Annotated in this window: 20 protein-coding genes; 10 read left to right on the top strand and 10 right to left on the bottom strand. The window is 72.0% G+C overall.

Annotated features, from left to right (window positions below):
• Positions 1-2: 2 nt before the first annotated feature.
• The 3 genes from IFT88_RS03970 (at position 3) to IFT88_RS03980 (ending at position 3,333) form a co-directional block, all read left to right on the top strand.
• On the top strand, positions 3-935 hold the full coding sequence (locus tag IFT88_RS03970) for an ABC transporter permease subunit (protein WP_192118983.1): 933 nt from the start codon (positions 3-5) through the stop codon (positions 933-935).
• A gap of 89 nt (positions 936-1,024) precedes the next feature.
• A complete protein-coding gene (locus IFT88_RS03975) occupies positions 1,025-1,858 on the top strand; it encodes a carbohydrate ABC transporter permease (RefSeq protein WP_043596471.1) in 834 nt (277 codons plus the stop codon).
• 146 nt (positions 1,859-2,004) lie between these two features.
• A complete protein-coding gene (locus IFT88_RS03980) occupies positions 2,005-3,333 on the top strand; it encodes an ABC transporter substrate-binding protein (RefSeq protein ID WP_192118985.1) in 1,329 nt (442 codons plus the stop codon).
• 72 nt (positions 3,334-3,405) lie between these two features.
• On the opposite strand, the gene IFT88_RS03985 is transcribed toward IFT88_RS03980, so the two are convergent.
• Positions 3,406-3,903 (bottom strand): GNAT family N-acetyltransferase, encoded by a 498-nt coding sequence (locus IFT88_RS03985; RefSeq protein WP_199858876.1) that lies wholly within the window; start codon positions 3,901-3,903, stop codon positions 3,406-3,408.
• 61 nt (positions 3,904-3,964) lie between these two features.
• Complete coding sequence (locus tag IFT88_RS03990; protein ID WP_192118987.1) at positions 3,965-4,627, bottom strand: TetR family transcriptional regulator; 663 nt, start codon at positions 4,625-4,627, stop codon at positions 3,965-3,967.
• Between the two features lie 91 nt (positions 4,628-4,718).
• Here IFT88_RS03990 and IFT88_RS03995 point away from each other — a divergent pair, with 91 nt between their 5' ends.
• Complete coding sequence (locus IFT88_RS03995) at positions 4,719-5,408, top strand: GNAT family N-acetyltransferase (RefSeq protein WP_342212062.1); 690 nt, start codon at positions 4,719-4,721, stop codon at positions 5,406-5,408.
• Between the two features lie 246 nt (positions 5,409-5,654).
• On the opposite strand, the gene IFT88_RS04000 is transcribed toward IFT88_RS03995, so the two are convergent.
• Genes IFT88_RS04000 through IFT88_RS04010 form a run of 3 tightly spaced genes read right to left on the bottom strand, consistent with a single transcriptional unit; the run spans position 5,655 to position 7,650 of the window.
• Entirely contained in the window at positions 5,655-6,392 is a 738-nt protein-coding gene (locus tag IFT88_RS04000; RefSeq protein ID WP_192118991.1) for a hypothetical protein, read from the bottom strand.
• A complete protein-coding gene (locus IFT88_RS04005; RefSeq protein ID WP_192118993.1) occupies positions 6,389-7,384 on the bottom strand; it encodes an ATP-binding cassette domain-containing protein in 996 nt (331 codons plus the stop codon). The genes IFT88_RS04000 and IFT88_RS04005 overlap by 4 nt, the downstream gene beginning before the upstream one ends.
• A 5-nt stretch (positions 7,385-7,389) precedes the next feature.
• Complete coding sequence (locus IFT88_RS04010; protein WP_137846708.1) at positions 7,390-7,650, bottom strand: hypothetical protein; 261 nt, start codon at positions 7,648-7,650, stop codon at positions 7,390-7,392.
• Positions 7,651-8,269: 619 nt separating this feature from the next.
• Here IFT88_RS04010 and IFT88_RS04015 point away from each other — a divergent pair.
• On the top strand, positions 8,270-10,480 hold the full coding sequence (locus tag IFT88_RS04015) for an NADP-dependent isocitrate dehydrogenase (protein WP_192118995.1): 2,211 nt from the start codon (positions 8,270-8,272) through the stop codon (positions 10,478-10,480).
• 210 nt (positions 10,481-10,690) lie between these two features.
• On the opposite strand, the gene IFT88_RS04020 is transcribed toward IFT88_RS04015, so the two are convergent.
• Entirely contained in the window at positions 10,691-11,692 is a 1,002-nt protein-coding gene (locus IFT88_RS04020; RefSeq protein ID WP_192118997.1) for a LysR family transcriptional regulator ArgP, read from the bottom strand.
• 68 nt (positions 11,693-11,760) lie between these two features.
• Here IFT88_RS04020 and IFT88_RS04025 point away from each other — a divergent pair, with 68 nt between their 5' ends.
• Positions 11,761-12,495: a LysE/ArgO family amino acid transporter gene (locus IFT88_RS04025; protein ID WP_192118999.1), complete on the top strand. Its 735-nt coding sequence runs from the start codon at positions 11,761-11,763 to the stop codon at positions 12,493-12,495.
• Positions 12,496-12,541: 46 nt separating this feature from the next.
• On the opposite strand, the gene IFT88_RS04030 is transcribed toward IFT88_RS04025, so the two are convergent.
• Positions 12,542-14,005 (bottom strand): CDP-alcohol phosphatidyltransferase family protein, encoded by a 1,464-nt coding sequence (locus tag IFT88_RS04030; protein ID WP_192119001.1) that lies wholly within the window; start codon positions 14,003-14,005, stop codon positions 12,542-12,544.
• 128 nt (positions 14,006-14,133) lie between these two features.
• On the opposite strand from IFT88_RS04030, the gene IFT88_RS04035 reads away from it, so the two are divergent.
• Entirely contained in the window at positions 14,134-14,706 is a 573-nt protein-coding gene (locus tag IFT88_RS04035; protein WP_043595401.1) for a YdeI/OmpD-associated family protein, read from the top strand.
• Positions 14,707-14,732: 26 nt separating this feature from the next.
• Here the strand turns inward: IFT88_RS04035 and IFT88_RS04040 are convergent, their stop codons facing one another.
• The 3 genes from IFT88_RS04040 to IFT88_RS04050 form a co-directional block, all read right to left on the bottom strand.
• Entirely contained in the window at positions 14,733-15,365 is a 633-nt protein-coding gene (locus IFT88_RS04040; protein WP_043593278.1) for a Pr6Pr family membrane protein, read from the bottom strand.
• A 213-nt stretch (positions 15,366-15,578) separates the two neighbouring features.
• Complete coding sequence (locus tag IFT88_RS17585) at positions 15,579-16,040, bottom strand: Rho termination factor N-terminal domain-containing protein (RefSeq protein WP_056228916.1); 462 nt, start codon at positions 16,038-16,040, stop codon at positions 15,579-15,581.
• Positions 16,041-16,110: 70 nt separating this feature from the next.
• Entirely contained in the window at positions 16,111-16,380 is a 270-nt protein-coding gene (locus IFT88_RS04050; protein WP_056228919.1) for a hypothetical protein, read from the bottom strand.
• A 152-nt stretch (positions 16,381-16,532) separates the two neighbouring features.
• On the opposite strand from IFT88_RS04050, the gene IFT88_RS04055 reads away from it, so the two are divergent.
• The 3 genes from IFT88_RS04055 to IFT88_RS04065 are packed head-to-tail and all read left to right on the top strand — an operon-like array spanning position 16,533 to position 22,494.
• Positions 16,533-17,198, top strand: coding sequence for a 4'-phosphopantetheinyl transferase family protein (locus IFT88_RS04055; protein ID WP_137848035.1), 666 nt, complete (start codon positions 16,533-16,535; stop codon positions 17,196-17,198).
• Entirely contained in the window at positions 17,195-21,187 is a 3,993-nt protein-coding gene (locus tag IFT88_RS04060) for a Pls/PosA family non-ribosomal peptide synthetase (protein ID WP_192119003.1), read from the top strand. The genes IFT88_RS04055 and IFT88_RS04060 overlap by 4 nt, the downstream gene beginning before the upstream one ends.
• On the top strand, positions 21,184-22,494 hold the full coding sequence (locus IFT88_RS04065) for a M1 family metallopeptidase (RefSeq protein WP_192119005.1): 1,311 nt from the start codon (positions 21,184-21,186) through the stop codon (positions 22,492-22,494). The genes IFT88_RS04060 and IFT88_RS04065 overlap by 4 nt, the downstream gene beginning before the upstream one ends.
• Positions 22,495-22,501: the final 7 nt, after the last annotated feature.

Raw genomic sequence — 22,501 nt, forward strand, 5'->3', positions numbered from 1 at the left:
GTGTGACCCAGACTGCTGCCGAGCCCGCCGTCGTCGCCCCGCCGTCCCCGCGTCCGACGAAACCGCGGAAGCCGTTCCGGTACCGCAAGGCGATCGCGATCTTCATCGTCCCCTTCGCGGCGCTCTTCGCGGCGTTCTACCTGACGCCCATCCTCTACGCCGTCTTCCAGTCGCTGCAGAAGGTCGAACGGGAGGGCACCTTCGGTGCCCCGACGCAGGTCTTCGGCGGCCTCTCGCAGTACGCGTTGGTCTTCCAGAACACCGAGTTCTGGTCGTCCATCGGCCGCGTGCTGCTCTTCGGCGTCGTCCAGGTCCCGGTGATGCTCCTGCTCGCGCTGCTCTTCGCCCTGCTGCTCGACTCGCCCCTGCTGCGCGGCAAGCGCTTCTTCCGTCTCGCGTTCTTCGCGCCCTACGCCGTGCCGGGCGTCATCGCGGCGATCATGTGGGGCTACCTCTACTCACCGAGCCTCTCGCCGTTCTCCGCCGTCACGTCGCGAGCGGGCCTCCTCGACGGCGGCACGGTGCTCTGGGCGGTGGCCAACGTCGTCACCTGGGTGTTCGTCGGCTACAACATGCTGATCATCTACTCGTCGCTCCTCGCGATCCCCACCGAGATCTACGAGGCGGCCCGCCTCGACGGGGCCTCGCAGTGGCGCATCGCCGTCGCGATCAAGATCCCCCTGGTCGTCCCGGCGATCGTGCTGACCGCCGTCTTCTCGGTCATCGGCACCCTGCAGCTGTTGACCGAACCGCTGGTCTTCCGCCAGTTCACGTCGACCATCTCGTCGACCTTCACGCCGAACATGCTCGTCTACTCGACGTCCTCGGTGCCCAACTTCAACCTCGCGGCGGCCTTCAGCGTCGTCCTCGCGGTCGCCACGTTCATCCTCTCGATCGGGTTCCTCCGGTTGACCCAGCGGAAGGCCGACCAGTGACCGTCGACGCCCCCATCCGTCCCGCCCAGTCGTTCGACGACGCGACGACCCCTGCTCGTCGACGCGGCGGGGGCCCCCGCGAGAGCGTGATGTCGCGAACGGCCGCCATGGTCATCATGGGCGCCTTCACGCTGTACTTCCTCGTGCCGATCTTCTGGCTGCTGGTGTCGTCGACCAAGACGCTCGACAACTTCAACTCGAGCGCCGCCCTGTGGTTCTCGCCGACGTCGGCGCAGGACTTCGTCGGCAACGTCGGCCGGCTGTTCACGTACAACGACGGCATCTTCCCGCGGTGGATGCTCAACAGCATCGTCTACGCGACGGTCGCCGGCGCGCTCGGCACGATCCTGTCGGCGATGTGCGGCTACGCCCTGGCGAAGTACCGCTTCTGGGGTCGTGAGGCGCTGTTCAACATCTTCCTGGGTGGCGTGCTCGTGCCGGCGACGGCCCTGGCTCTGCCGCTGTTCCTGATCTTCAGCAAGGTCGAACTGACGGACACCTTCTGGGCGGTCTTCCTGCCCAGCATCGTGAGCCCGTTCGGCGTGTACCTCAGCCGCATCTACGCGGCGTCGAGCGTCCCCGACGAGATCGTCGAGGCCGCCCGCATCGACGGCTCGAGCGAACTGCGCACGTTCTTCACCGTGGCGATCCGGCTGATGTCGCCCGCCCTCGTGACGGTGTTCCTGTTCCAGTTCGTGGCGATCTGGAACAACTTCTTCCTGCCGCTCGTGATGCTGCGGTCCCAGGAGCTCTTCCCGGTGACCCTCGGCCTCTACACCTGGAACTCCAACGTGAGCCAGTACCCCGAACTGCGCACTCTCGTGCTCGTCGGCGCGCTGGTCTCGATCGTCCCCCTGCTCGTCGCCTTCCTCAGCCTGCAGCGCTTCTGGCGCAGCGGCCTGGGGTCCGGCGGCCTCAAGTAGCCGAACCCGCGGCCCCGGCCGTTCCGTTCCGCCGCTCCCGTCCTGATCCACCGACCCGCACCTCCTCGACCTCCTCTCCGCAAGGCAACGACGTCGTTCCCTCCCGTGGCCGGCCCCTCCGGCTCCGCACCCCGATTGGACACCAGATGAAGACATCCCGAGTACTCACGATCGCGGCGGCCGCCGTGGTCTCGACCATGGCCCTCGCCGGTTGCAGCTCCGGCAGCGGCTCGGACGGCGCCTCCCGCGACTCCGCCTCGTGCGAGGCGTCCTCCGGCAAGGTCACGCTGAACTTCACGACCTGGGTGCCGAACATGGACAAGGTCGTCGCCCTCTGGAACGAGGAGAACCCCGACATCCAGGTCAAGGTCTCGATCGTGCCGAACGGCAACAGCGGCACCTACCAGAACTTCTTCAACCAGCTGCAGGCCGGCAACGCCCCCGACATCGGCCAGGTCGAGTACGACACCCTGCCCGCCTTCCGCGTGCAGGACGGCCTGGCGAACATCGCCTCGTGCGACGGCGTCTCCGCCGCGAAGGCCGACTACTCCGACGGCCTCTGGAACCAGGTCACCTTCGGCGAGGACGACTCCGTCTACGCGATCCCGCAGGACTCCGGCCCCATGGCTCTGTACTACCGCAAGGACCTCTTCGAGCAGGCCGGCCTCGACGTCCCCACCACGTGGGAGCAGTACGCCGAGGACGCCGTGAAGATCAAAGAACTGGGCGGCAGCATCACCAACTTCGCCAAGGGCGACGTGAACCAGTTCGCCGGTCTGGTCTCGCAGGCCGGTGGCCAGTGGTTCGACACCGCGGACGGCACCTGGAAGGTCGACATGGGCGACGAGGCGTCGACCAAGGTCGCCGACTACTGGCAGGACCTCATCTCGAAGGACCTCGTCACGACCCTGCCGAGCTTCACCGACGAGTGGAACAACGCGTACAACACCGACCAGGACTGGACCTGGGTCTCGGCCGTCTGGGGTGCCAACACCATCTCGAGCGGCGCCCCCGACACGTCGGGCAAGTGGGCCGTCGCGCCCATGCCGCAGTGGAAGGACGGCGAGTCCGCGTCGGCCGCCTGGGGCGGATCGTCGAACGTCGTCTTCAAGGGCAGCGAGCACCCCGCCGAGGCGTCGAAGTTCCTCGTGTGGCTGAACACCTCGACCGAGTCGCTCGAGGCGCTGAACAAGGAGGCCAACCTCTACCCGGCCTCCACGACCGGTGCCGACCTGCCGGCCCTGACCTCGGGCGTCGAGTTCTACGGCGACCAGGCCATCTACGAGGACTTCGCGAAGGCCGCCGAGAACATCCAGCCCTTCACGTGGGGCCCGACGATGACGCAGACCTACAGCGACATCTCGGACGGCTTCGGGGCGGCCGCCTCGGGTGACGGCACCCTCCTCGACGCCTTGAAATCGGGCCAGGAGAAGACCGTGGCCGCGATGAAGGCCCAGTCGATCACCGTCGAGTAGCGATGATCCGAGGAGGCGCGGCGTCGGTGATCCCGGCACCGCGCCTCCTCTGCGTCCGGACGGGGGCGCTCGTCACGCGGTGCCCCCCGCGGTCTCGTCCACCAGGGTGCGGCCGAGCGACACCGTGCCCTCGTCGCCCGCGTAGTGGCCGTAGGGCGCGATCGGCCGGTAGCCCGCCGACTCGTAGAGGCGGATCGCGGTGTCGTGGGCCACGTTGGTCTCGATCACCATCTCGGTGACGCCGGCGTGTGCGGCCGACCGTTCGAGCCAGTGCAGCACGAGCCGGGACAGGCCGTGCCCGCGTCGGTCGGGCCGCACGTACATCCGCTTCAGCTCGGCCCGTCCGTCGGGCAGCAGGCGCCAGGCTCCGAGGGCCACGGGCTCGCCGGCCTCGTAGGCCACGGCGAACGTGCCCCTCGGCAGCTCGAACTCGGAACGGTCGATCGGGCTGTCGTCGCGCCCGCCGTAGATCTCGACGTACAGCTCTTGCAGTCCCTCGACGAGCTGCTGCACGTCGGGGTGGTCGTAGGGGCGGGGTTCGATGCTCGTCGCGGGCGCCGGAGTGGTCACCGGACCATCTTCGCCGATGGCCGGACGTCGGGCGCGGCCCGGCGCGGCTCGGCTCGGTGCGTCAGCCCGCGTCGCGCCCGGTCACCCGGTCGAGACCGGACGAGGAGGCGCGGTGCGCGTCCCCGAGGTCGCACCCCAGGGCGACGAGCACGCGGGCGACCAGCTCGACCGTCCACTCGGGGGTGACGAGCTGAGGGCTCGACCACCAGGTGTGCAGCCCGCCGAGGAGGCTGCCGCCGACCAGGGACAGTGCCAGGTCGACGTCCAGCTCGGCGAACGACCCCGCGGCCTGCCCGGCGTGCACGAGCGCCCGCGCCTGCGGCACCAGCGCCGCCTCGGCGTCGAGCAGACGCAACCCGTTGCGCGCGACGACCACGGCCACGGCCGGGTCGCTCTGCGCCAGGCCGAGCACCACGTGCATCGCGATCGCCGCCGTCGTCACGGGGGAGTCGTCCGCGTGTGCGAATGCTGCCATCCGTTCGGTCTGCGCGTTCAGCACGCTCTGCACGGCCTCGTCGAAGAGCTCGTCCTTGCCCGCGAAGTGGTTGTAGAAGGTGCCGAGGCCGACGTCCGCCAGCTGCGTGATCTCGGCGACGGGGACGGCGGCGTAGTCGGCCCGTCGGAGCAGGGCGACGCCGGCCTCGACCAGCTTGCGACGCGTCTCGCGCGTGCGGCGGAACGTCCTCGAGGGGTCGACCCGCGCCTCCTCGTCGTCCGGTTTCACAGGGGCCTCTCACGTGTCTGGCGGGATGTCTGGCTACATTCTGTCACGACTGATGAATTCATCAGTTTTGACGAATCATTCGAGGAGCATCGTGCCCGACGTGACCATCACCGCCGCCCGCCCGGATCAGCTGGACGCGGCCGCCGCCGTGCTCGCCGAGGGGTTTCGCGACGATCCCGTGATGCTCGGGTTCGTCCCGCGCGGGCGGCGGCGTCATGCCCGCCTGGTCGACCTCTTCGCGGCGATGATGCGCTCGATCCCGGCGGGCCGTCGCGCGGTCGACATCGCCGTCACGGACGACGACGGGGACGTCGTGGGGGCGGCCGTCTGGGAGGCGCCGCTCGCCCGACCGTCGTCGCCGCTGCGCCTGCCGGTGTCGTCGGCGCAGCTCGGGCAGCTGCCGCGGTACCTGCGGGCGCTCGGGCTCGGCGGGCTCGTGCCGGCTGTCCGGCACCAAGCGACCCTGGCGGCGCCCCGCCCGCGGCTGCCCCACTGGTACCTCGGTGAGATCGCGGTCGGCGACGCGGCCCGAGGGCTCGGCGTCGGCACCTCGCTGATCGAACACCGCCTCGCGACCGTCGACGAGCGCGGTGAGGCCGCCTACCTCGAGTCGTCCACCGAGCGGAACCGGGCGCTCTACCGGCGCATGGGCTTCGTCGAGCTGGGGCCGATCCGCGGGCTGCCGGGTGCGACGCCCGCCGCGATGTGGCGCCCGGCGACGAGCTCGCGTGGCTCGACCTCCGACCGGTCGGGCTCGGTGACGGCTCCGACGTCGTCCTGATCGCCGTGGCTCGCGTCGCACTCGACGCGGCCCTCGCCTCCGGCCCTCGCCTCCGGCTCTCGCCTCCCGCCCGGGAGGCGCGGGTCACGCCCTTTTGGGGCTCGCGTGCGACCCCGGGGTGCTGGTCGAGGCCGTGCGCTGCATCGCCGCCTTTCTCGTCACCTGTGCCTGAGTCGTTGGTCGAGATGTCACGACATGCCGCTCGGCTTTGCACGTGAGCGGCATGTCGTGACATCTCGGCGGGCCTCACGAGACGTCGCGCCGCAGCTGGCGCCACCAGCCGAGCCCGAGCGGCAGCACCACCCAGAGCAGCAGGGAGGTGAGGGCCTGCCCGGCGCCGGGGATGTCGCCGGGGCCGTCCGCCCAGCCCGGGTGTGGTTGGGCGAGCCAGGCCGCGAAGGCGAGCGTCGAGATCCACGGGGCCGCGGTCGGGACGAGGAGCGCAGCCGTGATGTCGAAGGTGAGCGGCAGCAGCATGGTGACGACGATGGCCAGGGGTGTGTTCAGCAGCAGCGATCCGACGGCCGTGCCGGTCAGGGCCGCTGCTACTGCGAGGGCGACGACTCCGCCGGCGGCCGTCGTCACCGCCCACCAGTCGGTGGTCGCCAGCAGGTCGGGGTGCAGAACCACGAACGCGAGTGCCGCAGCGGCGGCCGTGACGAGGGCGACGCCGAGGACGAGTCCGACGATGGCGACGAGGCGTGCTGTGAGGACGAGGAGTCGCCGCGGCGTCTGAGTGAACGTCGCGAGGGCGGACCGCCCGTTCCAGTCGCCCGTCACCGCGAGCACGGCGACGACGGGAAGAAGGACCGTGAGTGGGATGCCGACGCTGCTCACGAAGGTTTCGAGCGACGCGTCGGAGGCCTGGGACAGAGCGACCGCGCCGACGCCGAGAAGTGCGATGGCGGCGAAGAGCCCTCGGGCAGCCCGGGTATCAGTCGCCTTCATGACCTCGATGAGCAAGAGGACGGGCCACGGGGTCATGAGGTCGCTTTCGGAGTGGACGTGGCCGTGGGCGCGTGAACGGGCACGAGCGGTGACGTCCCCCTCAGGAGCCCCTGTGCCGTGGACGGGCGGGCTGCATGTTCGCCCGAGGTCTGGTCGAGAAAGAACGACTCGAGTGACTGACGCGACTCGGACAGATGGGTCAGCGGGATGCCAAGGGTCACCGAGAGGCGTCCGACGTGATCGGCCGTGGTCGCGGCGGTGAGGCGCGTCGTGGCATCCCGCCCTCGGCCGACCGTCACCTCGTCGTCGACGAGGGCTCGAACTAGCCGGTCGTCATCCGTGCTGGCGAAGGCGACGTTCGTCAGGCCGGCGGCTCGCGCCGGCCCGGCGTGGACGACGCGGCCGCGGTCGAGGATGACGACGTCGTCGGCGATCGTCTCGATGTCCCCGAGGTGGTGGCTCGACAGCAGGACGCCGCCACCGCCCCGGGCGAAAGCGACGACGAAGTCGTTCAACCAGCGGAGCCCCTCGGGGTCGAGGCCGTTGCCCGGCTCATCGAGGATCAGCGTCGTCGGCTCGCCCAGCAAGGCGACGGCGAGGCCGAGACGCTGACGCATGCCGAGACTCAGCGAACCAACCCGGCGGTCGCCCACACTCGACAAGCCGACGAGACCGAGACACGCTTCGACACGATGCGACGAGACGCCGATCGCCAGTGCTGCGAGGCGAGCTGTCTCGTAGACGGTGCGTCCACCGTGGCCCGCGCTCGCGTCGAGCAGGACACCGACGACGCGACCCGGCCGCTCGATCTCAGCGAAGGGCAGGCCATCGAAGAGCGCGGTGCCGCTCGTCGGGCGGACCAGCCCGAGCATTGCCCGCAGCGTCGTCGACTTGCCTGCCCCGTTCGGCCCGAGCAAAGCCGTCACCCGGCCCGCTCCGGCTTCGAAGCTCACGTCGGCGACGACGACCCGTCGCCCGTAGGTCTTGGTCAGGTTGCGGACCGCGACTGCCGCGCTTTCGCGGACCACGACGTTCACGCGCGAGCGGCGAGGATGAGGATGGACGTCACAGCGCACGCGGACACGAGGAAGAACGCCGCGATCGGTTGCGGTCCTCTGGGCGATCGTCGAGTCGCCAGGCTGAGAAACCAGACGCCGCCGGCCAACGGGATGAATGGCGCGGGCCAGTGCTCCATCATCGCGAAGCAGGTCAGGAGGGAGAGCGAAACGGCCAGGCCGGACAAGGCGGTGATCCGGGCGCGGGTGGCATGGGCGGACTCGTGCGGGGCAGACAACAGGACTTCTTCCCTTCGTGATGTGAGGTTACGGGGGCGGGGCCCTGAGGGCCCCGCCCCCGTAACGGATCAGTGGAAGTAATTCCAGAGTTCCCAAGCCGTCAGCAGATTCGCGATCGCGCCGGGCCTCGTGCTCGCCCGCGTCACCAATATGTCTCCTCTGTCATTGCGGATGCAAGGGCAAAGATGCACCTGTGGAAACTTCGGGCCGTGTCACCGTCCGAGTGGTATCGACGTGCGCGGCCTCGGGTCTCGCCCCGGCGGGCGCGTCGGGATCGAAGTCGGCGGGCTCAGGTTGCGTGGGCTGGTGCTGCATCAGCTCGGAAGGCGCAGCAAGGGGGGTTGGATGTCTTCTCATGGCGGTCGGAGCTGCGGTGCCGTGCTGCCTGCATCCCTGGGTGGCCTGCGCTCGACGAACGCGACGCCCGGCTGCCGGGCCGATCCGCACCTCCTGCCCTGCGGGCACGTCGTGACATCTCGACGACTCGTCCCCAGGGTGCGGCCTGCGGGAGCCGTCCAGATGAGGCATGTATCTTCATGTCGAGAGACTTCTGCGCGGTAGCGTAGAGGCAGCACCACCGAGCACACGCATGCCCGACAACGAGGGAGCACCTGCCGCATGGCGAAGATCATCTACACGCTGACCGACGAGGCGCCGATGCTGGCGACCTACTCGTTCCTGCCCATCATCCAGGCCTACGCCAAGACCGCGGGGGTCGACGTCGAGACCCGCGACATCTCGCTGGCGGCCCGCATCATCAGCCAGTTCCCCGAGCGCCTCACCGACGAGCAGCGCCAGGGCGACGCCCTCGCCGAGCTGGGGGCCCTGGCGAAGACGCCCGAGGCCAACATCATCAAGCTGCCGAACATCTCGGCCTCGATGCCGCAGCTCAAGGCCGCGGTGGCAGAACTCCGGTCGCAGGGCTACGACCTCCCCGACTACCCCGACTCGCCGTCGACCGATGCCGAGCGCGACGTCAAGGCCCGCTACGACAAGGTCAAGGGCAGCGCGGTCAACCCCGTGCTGCGCGAGGGCAACAGCGACCGCCGCGCCCCCCTGTCGGTCAAGAACTACGCCCGCAAGCACCCGCACCGCATGGGCGCCTGGACGGCCGACTCGAAGACGAACGTCGCGACCATGGGCGTCGACGACTTCCGTTCGAACGAGAAGACCGTCGTCATCCCGGCCGACGACACCCTGCGCATCGAGTTCGTCGGCGCCGACGGCGAGACCCGCGTGCTGCGCGAGTCGATCCCCGTGCTGGCCGGCGAGGTCGTCGACGGCACCGTGCTGCACGTCGCCGCGCTGCACGAGTTCCTCGCCGCCCAGATCGCCCGGGCCGAGGCCGAGGGCGTCCTGTTCTCGGTGCACCTCAAGGCCACGATGATGAAGATCAGCGACCCGATCCTCTTCGGTCACGTGATCCGCGCGTTCTTCCCGCGGGTGTTCGAGCAGTTCGGCGCCGACCTGAAGGCTGCCGGGCTCGACCCCGCGAACGGCCTCAACGGCATCCTGCAGGGCCTCGCGGCGCTGCCGAACGGCGACGAGATCAAGGCCGCCTTCGACCAGGGCATCGCCGACGGGCCCGACCTGGCCATGGTCGACTCCGACAAGGGCGTCACGAACCTGCACGTGCCGAGCGACGTCATCGTCGACGCGTCGATGCCCGCCATGATCCGTACCTCGGGTCACATGTGGGGCCCCGACGGCGGCGAGCACGACACCCTCGCGGTCATCCCCGACTCGAGCTACGCCGGCATCTACCAGGCCGTGCTCGACGACTGCCGCGCGAACGGCGCCTTCGACCCCGCCACCATGGGCTCGGTGCCGAACGTCGGCCTCATGGCCCAGGCCGCCGAAGAGTACGGCTCGCACGACAAGACCTTCGAGGTGCCCGGCGACGGCACCGTCCGCGTCGTGAACCAGGCGGGCGAGACGCTGATCGAGCACGAGGTCGCCACGGGCGACATCTGGCGCGCCTGCCAGACGAAGGACGTCCCGATCCGCGACTGGGTCAAGCTCGCGGTCTCCCGTGCGCGCGCCAGCCAGACGCCCGCCGTGTTCTGGCTCGACGAGACCCGTGCCCACGACGCCACCCTGATCGGGCTCGTCCGCACCTACCTCGCCGAGCACGACACCGAGGGCCTGCAGATCGAGATCCTCTCGCCCGTCGACGCGATGGCGTTCTCGCTCGAGCGCATCCGCCGCGGCGACGACACCATCTCGGTCACCGGCAACGTGCTGCGCGACTACCTGACCGACCTGTTCCCCATCATGGAGCTCGGCACCTCGGCCAAGATGCTCTCGGTCGTGCCGCTGATCAACGGCGGCGGCCTGTTCGAGACGGGTGCCGGCGGCTCGGCTCCGAAGCACGTCTCGCAGCTCGTCGAGCAGGACTACCTGCGCTGGGACAGCCTGGGCGAGTTCCTCGCCCTCGCCGTCAGCTTCGAGCACCTCGCGACGTCGACCGACAACGCGCGGGCACAGATCCTCGCCGACACGCTCGACCGCGCCACGGGCACCTTCCTCGACGAGAACAAGTCGCCCGGCCGCAAGCTCGGCTCGATCGACAACCGCGGCAGCCACTTCTACCTGGCCAAGTACTGGGCCGACGAGCTCGCCGCCCAGACCGACGACGCCGAACTGGCCGCTGCCTTCGCCGGGCTGGCCGCCACCCTCGGCGGGTCCGAAGAGGCGATCGTCGCCGAGCTGATCGCACCCCAGGGCACGGCCGTCGACATCGGGGGCTACTACCACCCCGACGCCGCCAAGACCGAGGCCGTGATGCGCCCGTCGCGCACGCTGAACGAGGCGCTCGCGACGCTGTAGGTCGTCGGTCGCCGGGCGCAGGTCGCTCGAGAACAGGAGGCGCGGTGCCGGTCGGCACCGCGCCTCCCGTCGTCCGTCGGGTCGGGTCGTCGACTGGTCGGTCGTCGACTGGTCGCGAATCGTCCTTCGGGGGCGCGCGAAGGACGATTCGCGACCACTCGACCGGCGAGGCAGGGCGTCGGGCGGGGCAGGGCGTCAGGCGGGCCGACGTCAGGGGTGCAGGGCGTGTCGGGCGGTGGCGCGGACGGCGTCGGTGACGGCGTCGAGGAGGGGTGAGGCGAGGGTCCAGCGCTGCCAGAAGAGCGGCACGTCGACCGGGTCGGCGGCGGCCAGCTCGACCAGGCGCCCGGCGTCGAGTTCGGGGCCAGCCTGGGCCTCGGGGAGCATGCCCCAGCCGAGGCCGAGCACGACGGCCCGGGCGAAGTCGGCCGACGCGGGCACGTGGTGCCGGGGCGCGAGCGGCTCACGGCCCGTGAGGCGTCGCACGAAGTCGTGCTGCAGGTCGTCCGTGCGGTCGAAGACCACCATCGGGGCGCGGTCGAGCTTCCCGTGGTCGGAGGCGTCCGGCGTGCTGCCCGCACCCGACGTGGCGCCCGAGCTCGTCGCGCCCGTGCGCCCGAGACCGTCCGGCCCGCCGCCCAGCCACCGCTCGACGAACCCGGGGCTCGCGACGGCTCGGTACCGCATGACGCCGAGCGGCTCCGAGCTGCAGCCCTGCACGGGCTCCCGGGTCGCGGTGACGGCGGCGAGCACGTCCCCCGAGCGCAGCAGCTCGGCCGTGTGCTGCTGGTCGGCTCGGCGCAGGTCGAACACCACCGGCACGGTCGGCGGAACGGCGGCCAACGCATCGAGGAACCAGGTCGCCGTCGAGTCGGCGTTGACGGCGATCGGCAGGGTCGTGGGGACGGGATCGTCGGAGGCGCGGTCGGCGCCGTCGCCTCCTTCGAGCCCACCCCCGCCGAGCCGCGCGAGCGCGTCCGAGGTGAGCAGGTCGACCTGGCGGGCGTGACGCAGCAACACGTCACCGGCGTCGGTCGTGGTGACCGGCGTGGTGCGCCGCAGCAGCACCTGCCCCGCCGCACGCTCGAGCTGCTTGATGCGCTGCGACACGGCGGACTGCGTCACGTGCAGGCGTCGCGCGGCCGCCTCGAAGGTGCCTTCGTCGACGATCGTGCGCAGGGTGTCCAGCTGGTCGAGTGCGAAACGGGCCATGAGCAGAGCTTATGCACCATTGCGAACATGAGTTGGCGCGATGCTCGGGGCGGCCCTAGCGTGGCGGCATGACCTTCGCGACCGTGCTTCCCGCCGTCCTGTTCGGCTTCGGCACGAGCCTCGCCCTGATCGTCGCGATCGGTGCCCAGAACGCCTACGTGCTCCGCGTCGGGCTCCAGGCCGTGACCCGTGTCGTGGTGCCGGTCGTCGTGGTCTGCGCCGTGAGCGACGCCGTGCTGATCAGCGCCGGGGTGGCCGGGGTCGGGGCGCTCGTCGAGGCGGCACCGCAGGCGGTGGTCGTCGTCCAGCTCGTCGGGGCCGGGTTCCTGCTGGTCTACGGCGCCTTCGCCGCGAAGCGGGCGATCCGCCCGGTCGGCGCGCTGACGGTCGACGTCGCGCCGGAGTCGGCTCGAGTCGGCGTCACCGCAGGAGGCGCGGTGCCGGCCGACGGAGCCCCACCCGTCGCGCAGGGCCCCCGCCCACCGGCTGCCGGGCGCGCCGACTCGCCCGCCCGGGTCGTCCCGGCCGTCCTCGGTGCCCTCGCCTTCACCTGGCTCAACCCCCACACCTACCTCGACACGATCGTCTTCCTCGGCTCGGTCGCGAACCACCAGCCGCCCGACCTGCGCTGGTGGTTCGCAGCCGGAGCGATCGCGGGGAGTCTCGTGTGGTTCTCGGCGCTGGGGTTCGGCGCGCGCCTCCTGCGTCCCCTGTTCGCGAAGCCGGTCGCCTGGCGGGCGCTCGACGCGGTGATCGCCGTCGTCATGGTGGCCCTCGGACTGCGGCTGCTGTTCGGACTCTGACGGTGCCAGGTCGGTCGACCCGGTCCGATGTCGAGCCGGCCCGACGTCAGACCGGACGCTCGGCGATGGCTCGCTGCCACCGGACGAGCATCACCCGTGCGTAGTGCACCGCCGACACGTAGTGGAACACCAGCCCGACCAGGAAGACCAGGTACCCGACGCCGATCACGGCCGTCCACTCGGGGCCGTCGAGCGCCACCCCGAGCAGCAGCACCGCGAGGCCGACGAAGCACAGCCCGGTGCGCAGCCGCCCGGCCCACCAGACCGGCAACGCGGGGTCGCCGCGGAACGCGAGCACGGCGCCGATCGCGAGCAGCACGTCGGGCACCATCAGCAGCACGGCCTCCTGCCAGCCGAAGACGTCGGCCGTCGCGAACGCCACGGCGACGACGACCACGGTCAACCGGTCGGCCACGGGGTCGAGCCACGACCCGAGCACCGAGACGGAGTCGGTGCGCCGGGCCAGGAACCCGTCGAGCCAGTCGGTCGCGAACACGACCGCGATCACGACGAGGGCCGGCCACCAGAGCTCGGCGATCAGCAGGCCGGCGAAGACCGGCAACAGCAGGAGGCGCGCAGCCGTGATCGCGTTGGGCACGGTCCGCCAGTCGTCCACCTCGAAGAGGCGGTGGCGCAGGGCGCCGAGCCGACGGGACGACAGGTGCTCCGCGACGAACTCGCCCGAGGCGGACGCCCCCGCGACGACGGGATCGGCCACGGCGTGCCCGGCCGCGTGGACGGCGGACGCGACGGGCCCGCGGTCGTCGACCCGGGCCTCCGCGTCCGCTGCGTCGTCGGGGGTCTCAGCGTCGTCGCGGGCCTCGGCGTCGCGGGCCTCCGCGTCGTCGGCGGCGACCGTCTCGTCGACGGTGCCGTCCGCGTCGTCGGCGGGTGCCGCCCGACGCCGGCGCACGAGCCGCACGACGAACACGATCGCGACGATCAGCGCGGCGCCGATCAGGGCCCACGACGAGAACTGCCCGAGGTACTCCTGCGCCGCCTCGAGCGAGGACCGCAGCAGGAACCCGATGCCGACGTAGACGGCGGCCCAGGTCAGCGCCCCGCCGAGCGACGCGGGCAGGAACGACCGGTAGGGCACCTTCGCGACGCCGGCGGCCGCCGGCGTCAGGGTGCGGGCCACCGGCACGAGGCGGGTGAGGAACACCGCGGCCGCCCCTCGCCGCTCGAGGACGGCGACGGCACGGTCCCAGCTGTCGACGCCGATCCGGCGGATGATGCGCGTGTCGCGGAACCCCGTGCCGAAGCGGCGACCGAGCAGGTAGCCGACGTGGTCGCCGAGCGAGCCGCCGATCGCCACGGAGACGAAGAACGCGACCGCCGGCCAGGGGCTGTCGAAGGTCGCGGCGAGCAGCAGCACGATCGTCTCGCCCGGCACGAAGACGCCGAGGCCGAGCCCCGACTCGGTGAACGAGAACAGGGCGCCCAGGGCCCAGACGAGCGGGGTCGGCAACGACGAGCCGACGTCGGTGATCCACCCGATGAGGTCCATCCCGCCAGGCTAGGGGAGGGGCGCTGAGGGGCGCGTCGACCGGGGGACGGGGGCGTGGTCGTCCGGGGGACGGGACGGTGTCGGCCGCGGGGCGGATGCGGGTCGGTCCGAGTCGGTAGGGTCGCGGCATGGTCAGCTTCGCGGACAAGCCCGTGCTGGACGTGACGGTCGAGCAGTGGCGCGAGTACCTCGAGGGCGACCCCGACGTGGGCGGGGTGCGGCTGACGCTCCGCAAGGTGCGGTCGACGAGGCCGGGCATGACCTGGTCCGAGGCGCTCGACGTCGCCCTCTGCCACGGCTGGATCGACGGTCAGACCAGTCGGCTCGACGACGACTTCACGCTCACCGCCTTCCAACCGCGGCGGAAGGACAGCCCGTGGTCCCAGGTGAACCGCGAGCACGTCGCCCGCCTCGTCGCCGAGGGGCTCATGACCCCGGCGGGGCAGGCCGAGGTCGACCGGGCGAAGGCCGACGGGCGCTGGGACGCCGCCTATCGACAGAAGGACGCCGCGCCTCCGGACGACCTGCAGGCCGCTCTCGACGCCGACCCGGCGGCGGCCGCCCACTTCGCGTCGCTGACGAAGACCGAGCGGTTCCGGGTGTACTTCCGGCTGGCCTCGCTCAAGCGGCCCGAGACCCGTGCGGCGCGCATCCGCGACGTGGTCGCGGCGGCGGCCCGCGGCGAGCAGCACTACCGCTGAGCCGAGCGCAGGAGGCGCGGGTCGCGTCAGCGGCGCGAGCGCTGCTTCCAGAAGCGGCCGGCAAGGCGCGCCAGACCGACCAGGGCCACCGACAGCACGGCGAGTGCGACGAGCAGCACGACCATGTAGAGCGCCACGGGACCGTAGCCGCCCAGCGCCTCCGGGTCGTAGAAGGGGTACGGGTAGAACGACGTGACGGCCCCACGGACGAGCGAGTACACGCTGTAGAGCACGGGCACGACGAGCCCCGTCGCCGCCGCGGACCAGGGCAGGCGGCGACCGGCGGGCAGCACGAGCCAGTCGACCAGCACGGCGACGGGCATCACCATGTGCACGACGACGTTGACCCAGGGCAGGACGCCCCCGGCCACCTCGGTCAACAACACGTTGAAGACGAGGCCGACGAACACCATGTTCACCACCGAGACGAGCCGGACGACGTCCCAGGCTCGGCTGCCGGGGCGACGACGCAGGGTGCGGACGCCGCCGACGACGAAGACCACGACGGCGAACAGGTTGCTGAGGTTCGTGAAGAACGAGAAGAAGTTGACGACGCTGTAGTCGTTCTCGAGGGTGTCCGCGAACTGGGCGGCGACGGCCACGAGGGCGAGCGCGGCGAAGGCGAACCGGTACGGGACCATGAGCTGAGCGCGCGTCATGTCCTCACCCTAGTGAGCGCGGCGGATGCGACGGCCCTCCTGCCCTCGCCCACCTGCCGCCGATGGCACCGCCGTCTGGACGTCGCACCGCGCACATCGGCGGTGCGACGTTCAGTCGGCGGTGCGACCGGAGGCGAACGTCGGGCAGGCGGGCAGGCGGGCAGGCGGGCAGGCGGACAGGCGCCCGGCCGGGGTCGGACGCCGACGCGCGGGTCAGGCCTGCTCGATCTTCTCGATCAGGGTGGCCTTGGGGTACCGCGACACGTTCGTGATGCCCTTCGTCCGGGCGAGGGCGCGCAGCGCGACGAGCGTCTGCGCGTGCAGGTCGACGTGGGCGTCGTGGCCGTCGGGCAGCTGCACGGTCGTCTCGTCGACCTCGGGCAGGGGCGGGGTGTAGATCGAGCGCGGCTCGGCCGGGGCGGTGGACGACGGGGTCGACGAGGAAGTCTTCGAGGCCTGCCCGGCGCCCTTCGCCGTCTTCTTGGCGTTCTTCAGGCCGCTCGCGGCGTCGTCGAGCGCGTTCTCGAGCGGCTTCACCGAGGGGCGGGCCTTCTTGGCGAGCTTCTTCGCCCGGCGCTTGGCCTCGGCGACGGCCGCCCGGGCGTCGGTGACGGCGTCCTCGGCCTTGTCGTAGGCCTTGGCGGCGGATTTCTTGAGCTTCTTCTGGTCGGCCACGGGTGAGGCCCCTCTCTCGAACGTGCGGAAATCGTGCACCAGAGCGTGGCACGGCCACCTGGGACGGTTGTCAGTCGACCTGTGACGACTTGTCGTTCGCCATGCGGTCCCGTTCGGCGCGCAGCGACTCGATCGTCTCGGGGTCGAGGAAGTCCACGAACGGGTTCGGCTGACCCGTCCGTGCGGCGACCACGTCGGTGTACGTGGCGGCGGCGCGGCGGACCTTCGCGGTGGCGCGACCGAGTCGTTTGGACGACGAGGACTTCGCCGTGACGACCTCGGCGTGGTGCTCGAGGGCGTCGACGAGGTCGGCGAGGGCTGTCGGGATCTTCTTGGCCATGGTCGGGGGCCTCTCGGGTGAGGGAACGGGTGGCGGGCCGTCGCGGGCCGGTCGGGACGGTCGCGGACGCGGGCCCGATCGTTGCCCGACCAGGCGAACGGCAGGTGAACGGCCCCTGGGTGCGGGATCGGCGCGGGCTAGGCTCGCCTGCCATGACGAGCGCTCGGGTGTGGCTGCTCGACCTCGACCGCGATCCGGACGCCGGGGGGCCGACGGCACCGGAGGTCGGCGACGAGCACGAACGGGCCCGTGCGGCGGCCTTCGCGGACGCGACCGACGCCCGACGGTACCTGGCGGCCCATCGTGCGCTGCGCCTCCTCGTCTCGTCCTGCACCGGCCGCGACGCTGCGAGCCTCGTCTTCGACCGGGAGCCGTGCCGGGGCTGCGGTGGTCGACACGGTCGCCCGGTGCTGCGGACGGCGGACGACCTGCACGTGAGCCTGAGCCGGAGCGGACGCTGGGCGGCCGTGGCGCTCCGGACCGGGGCCGCCGTCGGCGTCGACGTCGAGCGGGCCCGGCCGGCCGGTGCGCTCGAGCACCTCCGGCCCGACGTGAGTCCCGAGGACGTCGACGTGGACGTGCTGCGCGCCTGGGTGCGGAAGGAGGCGCTGCTCAAGTCGACGGGGGAGGGGCTGACCACCGCGATGTCGACGATCCGGCTGTCACGGCGGCCCGACGGCACGAGGACGGACGGCCGTCGGGGGACGGTCCACGACCTCGAATCGGTCGCCGACGTCGTCCTCGCGGTCGCGGGCGACGGGCTGTCCCGCCCCGTGTTCACCGACGCGTCACCTGACGTCCTTAGCGTGCGGCCGTGAGTCAGACCCCGCCCGGCGTGATCGCCGGCTCGCCCGATGCCCCCGTGGCCCGCACCCTCGTCGACGTGCTGTGGGCGACCGCGCTCGCCCACCCCGACGCCTCGGCGCTCGAGGACGAGCGGGGTGCCCTGAGCTACGCCGAGCTCGTCGTCCGGGTCGAGGCCGCCTCGCGCGCGCTCGCCGACGCCGGGGTCGGACGCGGGGACCGCGTGGGCGTGCGCATGCCGTCGGGTGACTCCTCGCTCTACCTGACGATCCTGGCCGTCCTGGCCGCCGGAGCCGCCTACGTGCCGGTCGACGCCGACGACCCGGACGAGCGAGCCGAGCTGGTCTTCGGCGAGGCAGGCGTCGTGGGCATCGTCTCGGCGGGTGGCCGCTTCACCCCGCGCGACGCCGATCGACCCGCGAGCCTCGTGCTCGCGGCGCCGGCCGCCCACGTCAGCGGACGGGGCGCGGCGCTCGCCGACGCCGACCGGCTGCCCACCCCGGCCGACGACGCCTGGGTGATCTTCACCTCGGGCTCGACCGGCACGCCGAAGGGCGTCGCCGCGAGTCACCGTTCGGCGGCCGCCCTGGCCGACGCCGAGGCGCGGATGTTCCTGTCGTCGCCGGGCGTCGAGCCCCTCGGGCCGGGCGACCGGGTGCTGGCCGGGCTCTCGGTCGCGTTCGACGCCTCGTGCGAGGAGATGTGGCTGGCCTGGCGCAGCGGCGCCTGCCTGGTGCCGGCCCCGCGCAGCCTCGTGCGGTCCGGGGCCGACCTCGGTCCGTGGCTCGTCACGCACGGGATCACCGTCGTGTCGACCGTCCCGACGCTCGCCGCCCTCTGGCCCGACGAGGCCCTCGAGAGCGTGCGGCTGCTGATCTTCGGCGGTGAGGCGCTGCCGCCCGAGATCGTCGACCGGGTGGTCGGCGACGACCGCGAGGTGTGGAACACCTACGGGCCGACCGAGTCGACGGTCGTCGCCACGGGATCGCTGGTCCGGGCAGGCGAGACCGTGCGCATCGGGTTGCCGCTCGACGGCTGGGACGTCGCGGTCGTCGACGCGGCCGGCGAGCCCGTGGCCGAGGGCGAGATCGGTGAGCTGATCATCGGCGGCGTCGGCCTGGCCCGCTACCTCGACCCTGCCAAGGACGCCGAGAAGTACGCGCCGCACGAGCAGCTCGGCTGGGAGCGCGCCTATCGCAGCGGTGACCTGGTGCGGTTCGACCGGGCCGGGCTCGTGTTCCAGGGGCGGGCCGACGACCAGGTCAAGGTCGGCGGGCGCCGCATCGAGCTCGGTGAGATCGAGACCGCGCTGCAGGCCCTGCCCGGGGTGGGCGGCGCCGCCGCGGCGGTGCGGACCACGGCCGCCGGCAACCAGGTGCTCGTCGGCTACCTGGCCGTCGCGTCGGCCGAGGCGATCGATCGGGGGGCCGCCCTCGTGCGCCTCCGGGACGAACTCCCGGCCGCCCTGGTGCCGCTGCTGGCGCTGGTCACCGGCGACCTGCCGACGAAGACGTCGGGCAAGATCGACCGCGACGCGCTCCCGTGGCCGTTGGTCGACGCGACGTCCGGTGGCGACGGTGCCGGTGGCGGGCCCGTCGGTGCCGGTTCGATGACCCCGGTCGAGCAGCTCGTGGCCGAACGCTGGCGCGAGGTGCTCGGCGTGCCCGTCCCCGACGCCGACGCGAACTTCTTCGACCTCGGCGGGGGATCGCTGGCCGCGGCGCAGCTCGTGGCCCGGCTGCGGGAACTCGACCCCGAGTTCACCGTCGCCGAGATCTACTCGCACCCCCGGCTCGGTGCCCTGGCCGAGGCCCTGTCCGTGGCGGACGTCGACGACGAGGCCTCGCCCGCCGACTTCCACCGGTCGGTGCCGACACCCCGACGCACGCAGTGGCTGCAGACCCTGCTCGGGGTGCCCCTCCTCGTGCTGTCGGGCGCGCGCTGGCTGACCTACGCCCTGACCGCGAGCACGGTGCTGCGCTGGTGGAGCGGCTTCGACGCCCTGCCCGCGGTCGACGGCCGGCTGCTCGTCGTCGCGATCGTCGTGTTCGTGACCCCGCCGGGACGCATGGCGATCTCGGTGCTGGCCTCGCGCCTCCTCCTCCGGGGGGTGGAGGCGGGCGATCATCCGCGCGGCGGCAGCGTGCACCTCCGGCTCTGGCTGGCCGAGCAGGTCGCCCACCAGATCGGGGCGGTCGGACTCGCCGGCGCCCCGTGGATCAGCTACTACGCGCGTGCCCTCGGCGCCCGGATCGCGCCCGACGTCGACCTGCACGCCCTGCCACCCGTCACCGGCATGCTGCGCATCGGTCGCGGGGCGTCGATCGAGCCCGAGGTCGACCTGGCCGGCCACTGGATCGACGGCGACGTCGTGCGCATCGGGGCGATCCGCATCGGGGCGGGCAGCACGATCGGCATGCGCAGCACCTTGCTGCCGGGCACCCGCATCGGCAAGAACGCCTCGATCGCGCCCGGGTCGGCTGTCTTCGGACGGGTGCCCTCGGGTCAGCACTGGGCCGGTTCGCCGGCCGAGCGCATCGGCCGCACCCGCGCCTGGTGGCCGGAGGATCGGCCGCCCTCGCCGACCCGCTGGTTCGTCGCCTACGGGGCGTCGGCGATCGTCGTCGCCTTGCTGCCGGTGGTCTCGGTGAGTGCAGGAGGCGCGGTCGTCGCGCTCGGTGTGCGGGGTGCGGGTTCGCTGACGGACGCGTGGTGGCGCGCCCTCGCCCTCCTGGTGCCGGGCACGCTCGTGGCCGGGCTGGTGGCCGCCGTGCTGGTCGTCGCGCTCACCCGACTCTGGGCCCTGGGGGTGACCGAGGGCACCTTCGCGGTGCGGTCGAGGGTCGGCTGGCAGGTCTGGAGCACCGAGCGCCTGCTCGATCTCTCGCGCACCCTGCTGTTCCCGCTCTACTCGAGCCTGTTCACGCCGGTCTGGCTGCGCCTGCTCGGTGCCGAGATCGGGCGTGACGTCGAGGCGTCGACCGTCCTGCTGCTGCCGTCGATGACGACCGTCCGGGACGGGGCGTTCCTGGCGGACGACACGCTCGTCGCGTCGTACGAGCTCGGCGGCGGCTGGCTGCGCGTGGCGCGGGCCGAGATCGGTCGGCGGGCGTTCCTGGGCAACTCGGGCATGACCGCCCCGGGCCACAAGGTGCCGAAGGACGGTCTGGTGGCCGTGCTCTCGTCGGCTCCTCGCAAGTCCAAGGCGGGGTCGTCGTGGCTCGGTTCACCCGCGGTGCGCCTGCGCCGCACGGTCGCCGTCGCCGACGAGACCCGCACCTTCCGCCCGGCCACGCACCTCCGGGTGGCCCGCATCGCGTGGGAGCTCAGCCGCATCGTGCCCGTCGTCGTCACCTGCGGCATCGGCCTGGGGCTGGTCGTCGGGCTGTGGGCGCTGGTCGACGCGATCGGGGTCGGCGCGACGGCCGCGGTCAGCGGCGTCGTGATGCTCGCCGTCGGTGCGGCGGCCGCCGGTGTCACGACACTCGCCAAGTGGGCGCTCGTCGGGCGCATCCGGGCCGGCGAGCACCCGCTCTGGTCGTCGTTCGTCTGGCGCAGCGAGGTGTCCGACACCTTCACCGAGATGTGCGCCGCCCCCTGGTTCGCCCACGCGGCGGCCGGCACCCCGGCCCTCGTCTGGTGGCTTCGCTCGCTCGGGGCCTCGATCGGTCGCGGCGTGTGGACCGACAGCTACTGGTTGCCCGAGGCCGACCTGGTGCGACTCGACGACGCGTCGACGGTGAATCGAGGATGCGTCGTGCAGACGCACCTGTTCCATGATCGAATCATGAGCATGGACACCGTCACCCTGGCCGCCGGCTCGACCCTCGGCCCCCACAGCGTCGTGCTGCCCGCGGCCCGTCTCGGCGAGCACGCCACCGTCGGCCCCGCCTCGCTCGTGATGCGCGGCGAGGTCGTGCCCGTCGGCAGCCGGTGGAGCGGCAACCCCATCGGGCCCTGGCGGGACGTCACGTTCGCGGACTACCACGCCGTCACCCGGTGACCGGTTCGGCGGCGACCACGGACGGCTACACACCCGAGAGCGGCAACGACGGCTACGGCGTGCGCTCGTACGACCTCGAGATCGGGTACCGCGTCGCGACGAACCGGTTGGACGGCGTCGCGACCATCACGGTCGTGCCGACCGAGGCCCGGAGCACGCTCGTGTTCGACCTGCTGCGCCTGCGTGCCGCGAAGGTGCGGGTCGACGGGCACAAGGCGCGGCACGCCCAGTCGGCGACGAAGCTGACGGTGACGCTGCCGGACGTGACCGTGCCGGGTGAGCCCGTCGAGGTCGTCGTCGAGTACTCGGGTCCTCCCGCTCCCCGTCGCACCCGCTGGGGCACCCTCGGCTGGGAGGAGTTGACCGACGGCGCCCTCGTCGCCTCGCAACCGAACGGGGCACCGACCTGGTTCCCCTGCAACGACGACCCGGCCGACAAGGCGACCTACCGGGTGCAGGTCACGACCGAGCAGCCCTACGCCGTCGTCGCCCACGGTGAGCTGACCGACCGGCACACGCGGTCCGGCCGCACGACGTGGGTCTACGAACAGCCCGAGCCCACGGCGTCGTATCTCGCGACGGTGCAGATCGGCCGCTACGAGTTGGTGCCGGTCGTGCTCGCAGGAGTGCCCGGCGTCTTCGCCGGGGTGCCCGCGATGCGGTCGCGGATCGGTCGTGACTTCGGCGAGGTGGCCGACATGATGGCCTGCTTCGTCGAGCGGTTCGGCCCGTATCCGTTCGCGTCGTACTCGGTGGTGGTCACCGACGACGACCTCGAGATCCCGCTCGAGGCCCAGGGCCTCGCCATCTTCGGGGCGAACCACGCCGACGGGGCGGGCGGGTCGCGTCGGCTGATCGCGCACGAACTGGCGCACCAGTGGTTCGGCAACAGCGTGGGCCTGACGACCTGGCGCGACATCTGGCTGAACGAGGGCTTCGCCTGCTACGCCGAGTGGATCTGGTCCGAGGCCTCGGGCGGTCCGCCGGCCGCGTCGCTCGCCGCCCGGGCACACGCCCGACTGCTCGAGGCTCCGCAGGACATCGTCGTCGGCGACCCCGGCCCCGACCTGATGTTCGACGATCGCGTCTACAAGCGCGGGGCGCTCGCGGTGCAGGCGCTTCGCTCGGCGGTCGGCGACGACGCGTTCTTCGACGTGATGCGCGCCTGGACCGCCGAGTACCGGCATCACGTGGCGACCTCGGCCGACTTCGTCGCCCTCGCGACGCGCGTCTCGGGCCACCCGGTCGGGCCCCTGCTGCGCCCCTGGCTCGACGAGCGTGCCCTGCCGCCCCTGTCGTGGCGATAGCGTGACG

Origin of the sequence: Frigoribacterium sp. CFBP 8751 (assembly GCF_014841545.1) — a bacterium.
GTDB lineage: Bacteria > Actinomycetota > Actinomycetes > Actinomycetales > Microbacteriaceae > Frigoribacterium.

Coding starts and splice junctions, on each gene's coding strand:
- IFT88_RS04050 (WP_056228919.1), bottom strand. CDS start 16,380: ATGGCCAAGAAGATCCCGACAGCCCTCGCCGACCTCGTCGACGCCCTC.
- IFT88_RS04055 (WP_137848035.1), top strand. CDS start 16,533: ATGACGAGCGCTCGGGTGTGGCTGCTCGACCTCGACCGCGATCCGGAC.
- IFT88_RS03975 (WP_043596471.1), top strand. CDS start 1,025: ATGTCGCGAACGGCCGCCATGGTCATCATGGGCGCCTTCACGCTGTAC.
- IFT88_RS04025 (WP_192118999.1), top strand. CDS start 11,761: ATGACCTTCGCGACCGTGCTTCCCGCCGTCCTGTTCGGCTTCGGCACG.
- IFT88_RS04020 (WP_192118997.1), bottom strand. CDS start 11,692: ATGGCCCGTTTCGCACTCGACCAGCTGGACACCCTGCGCACGATCGTC.
- IFT88_RS04000 (WP_192118991.1), bottom strand. CDS start 6,392: ATGACCCCGTGGCCCGTCCTCTTGCTCATCGAGGTCATGAAGGCGACT.
- IFT88_RS04030 (WP_192119001.1), bottom strand. CDS start 14,005: ATGGACCTCATCGGGTGGATCACCGACGTCGGCTCGTCGTTGCCGACC.
- IFT88_RS04015 (WP_192118995.1), top strand. CDS start 8,270: ATGGCGAAGATCATCTACACGCTGACCGACGAGGCGCCGATGCTGGCG.
- IFT88_RS04040 (WP_043593278.1), bottom strand. CDS start 15,365: ATGACGCGCGCTCAGCTCATGGTCCCGTACCGGTTCGCCTTCGCCGCG.
- IFT88_RS04035 (WP_043595401.1), top strand. CDS start 14,134: ATGGTCAGCTTCGCGGACAAGCCCGTGCTGGACGTGACGGTCGAGCAG.
- IFT88_RS03980 (WP_192118985.1), top strand. CDS start 2,005: ATGAAGACATCCCGAGTACTCACGATCGCGGCGGCCGCCGTGGTCTCG.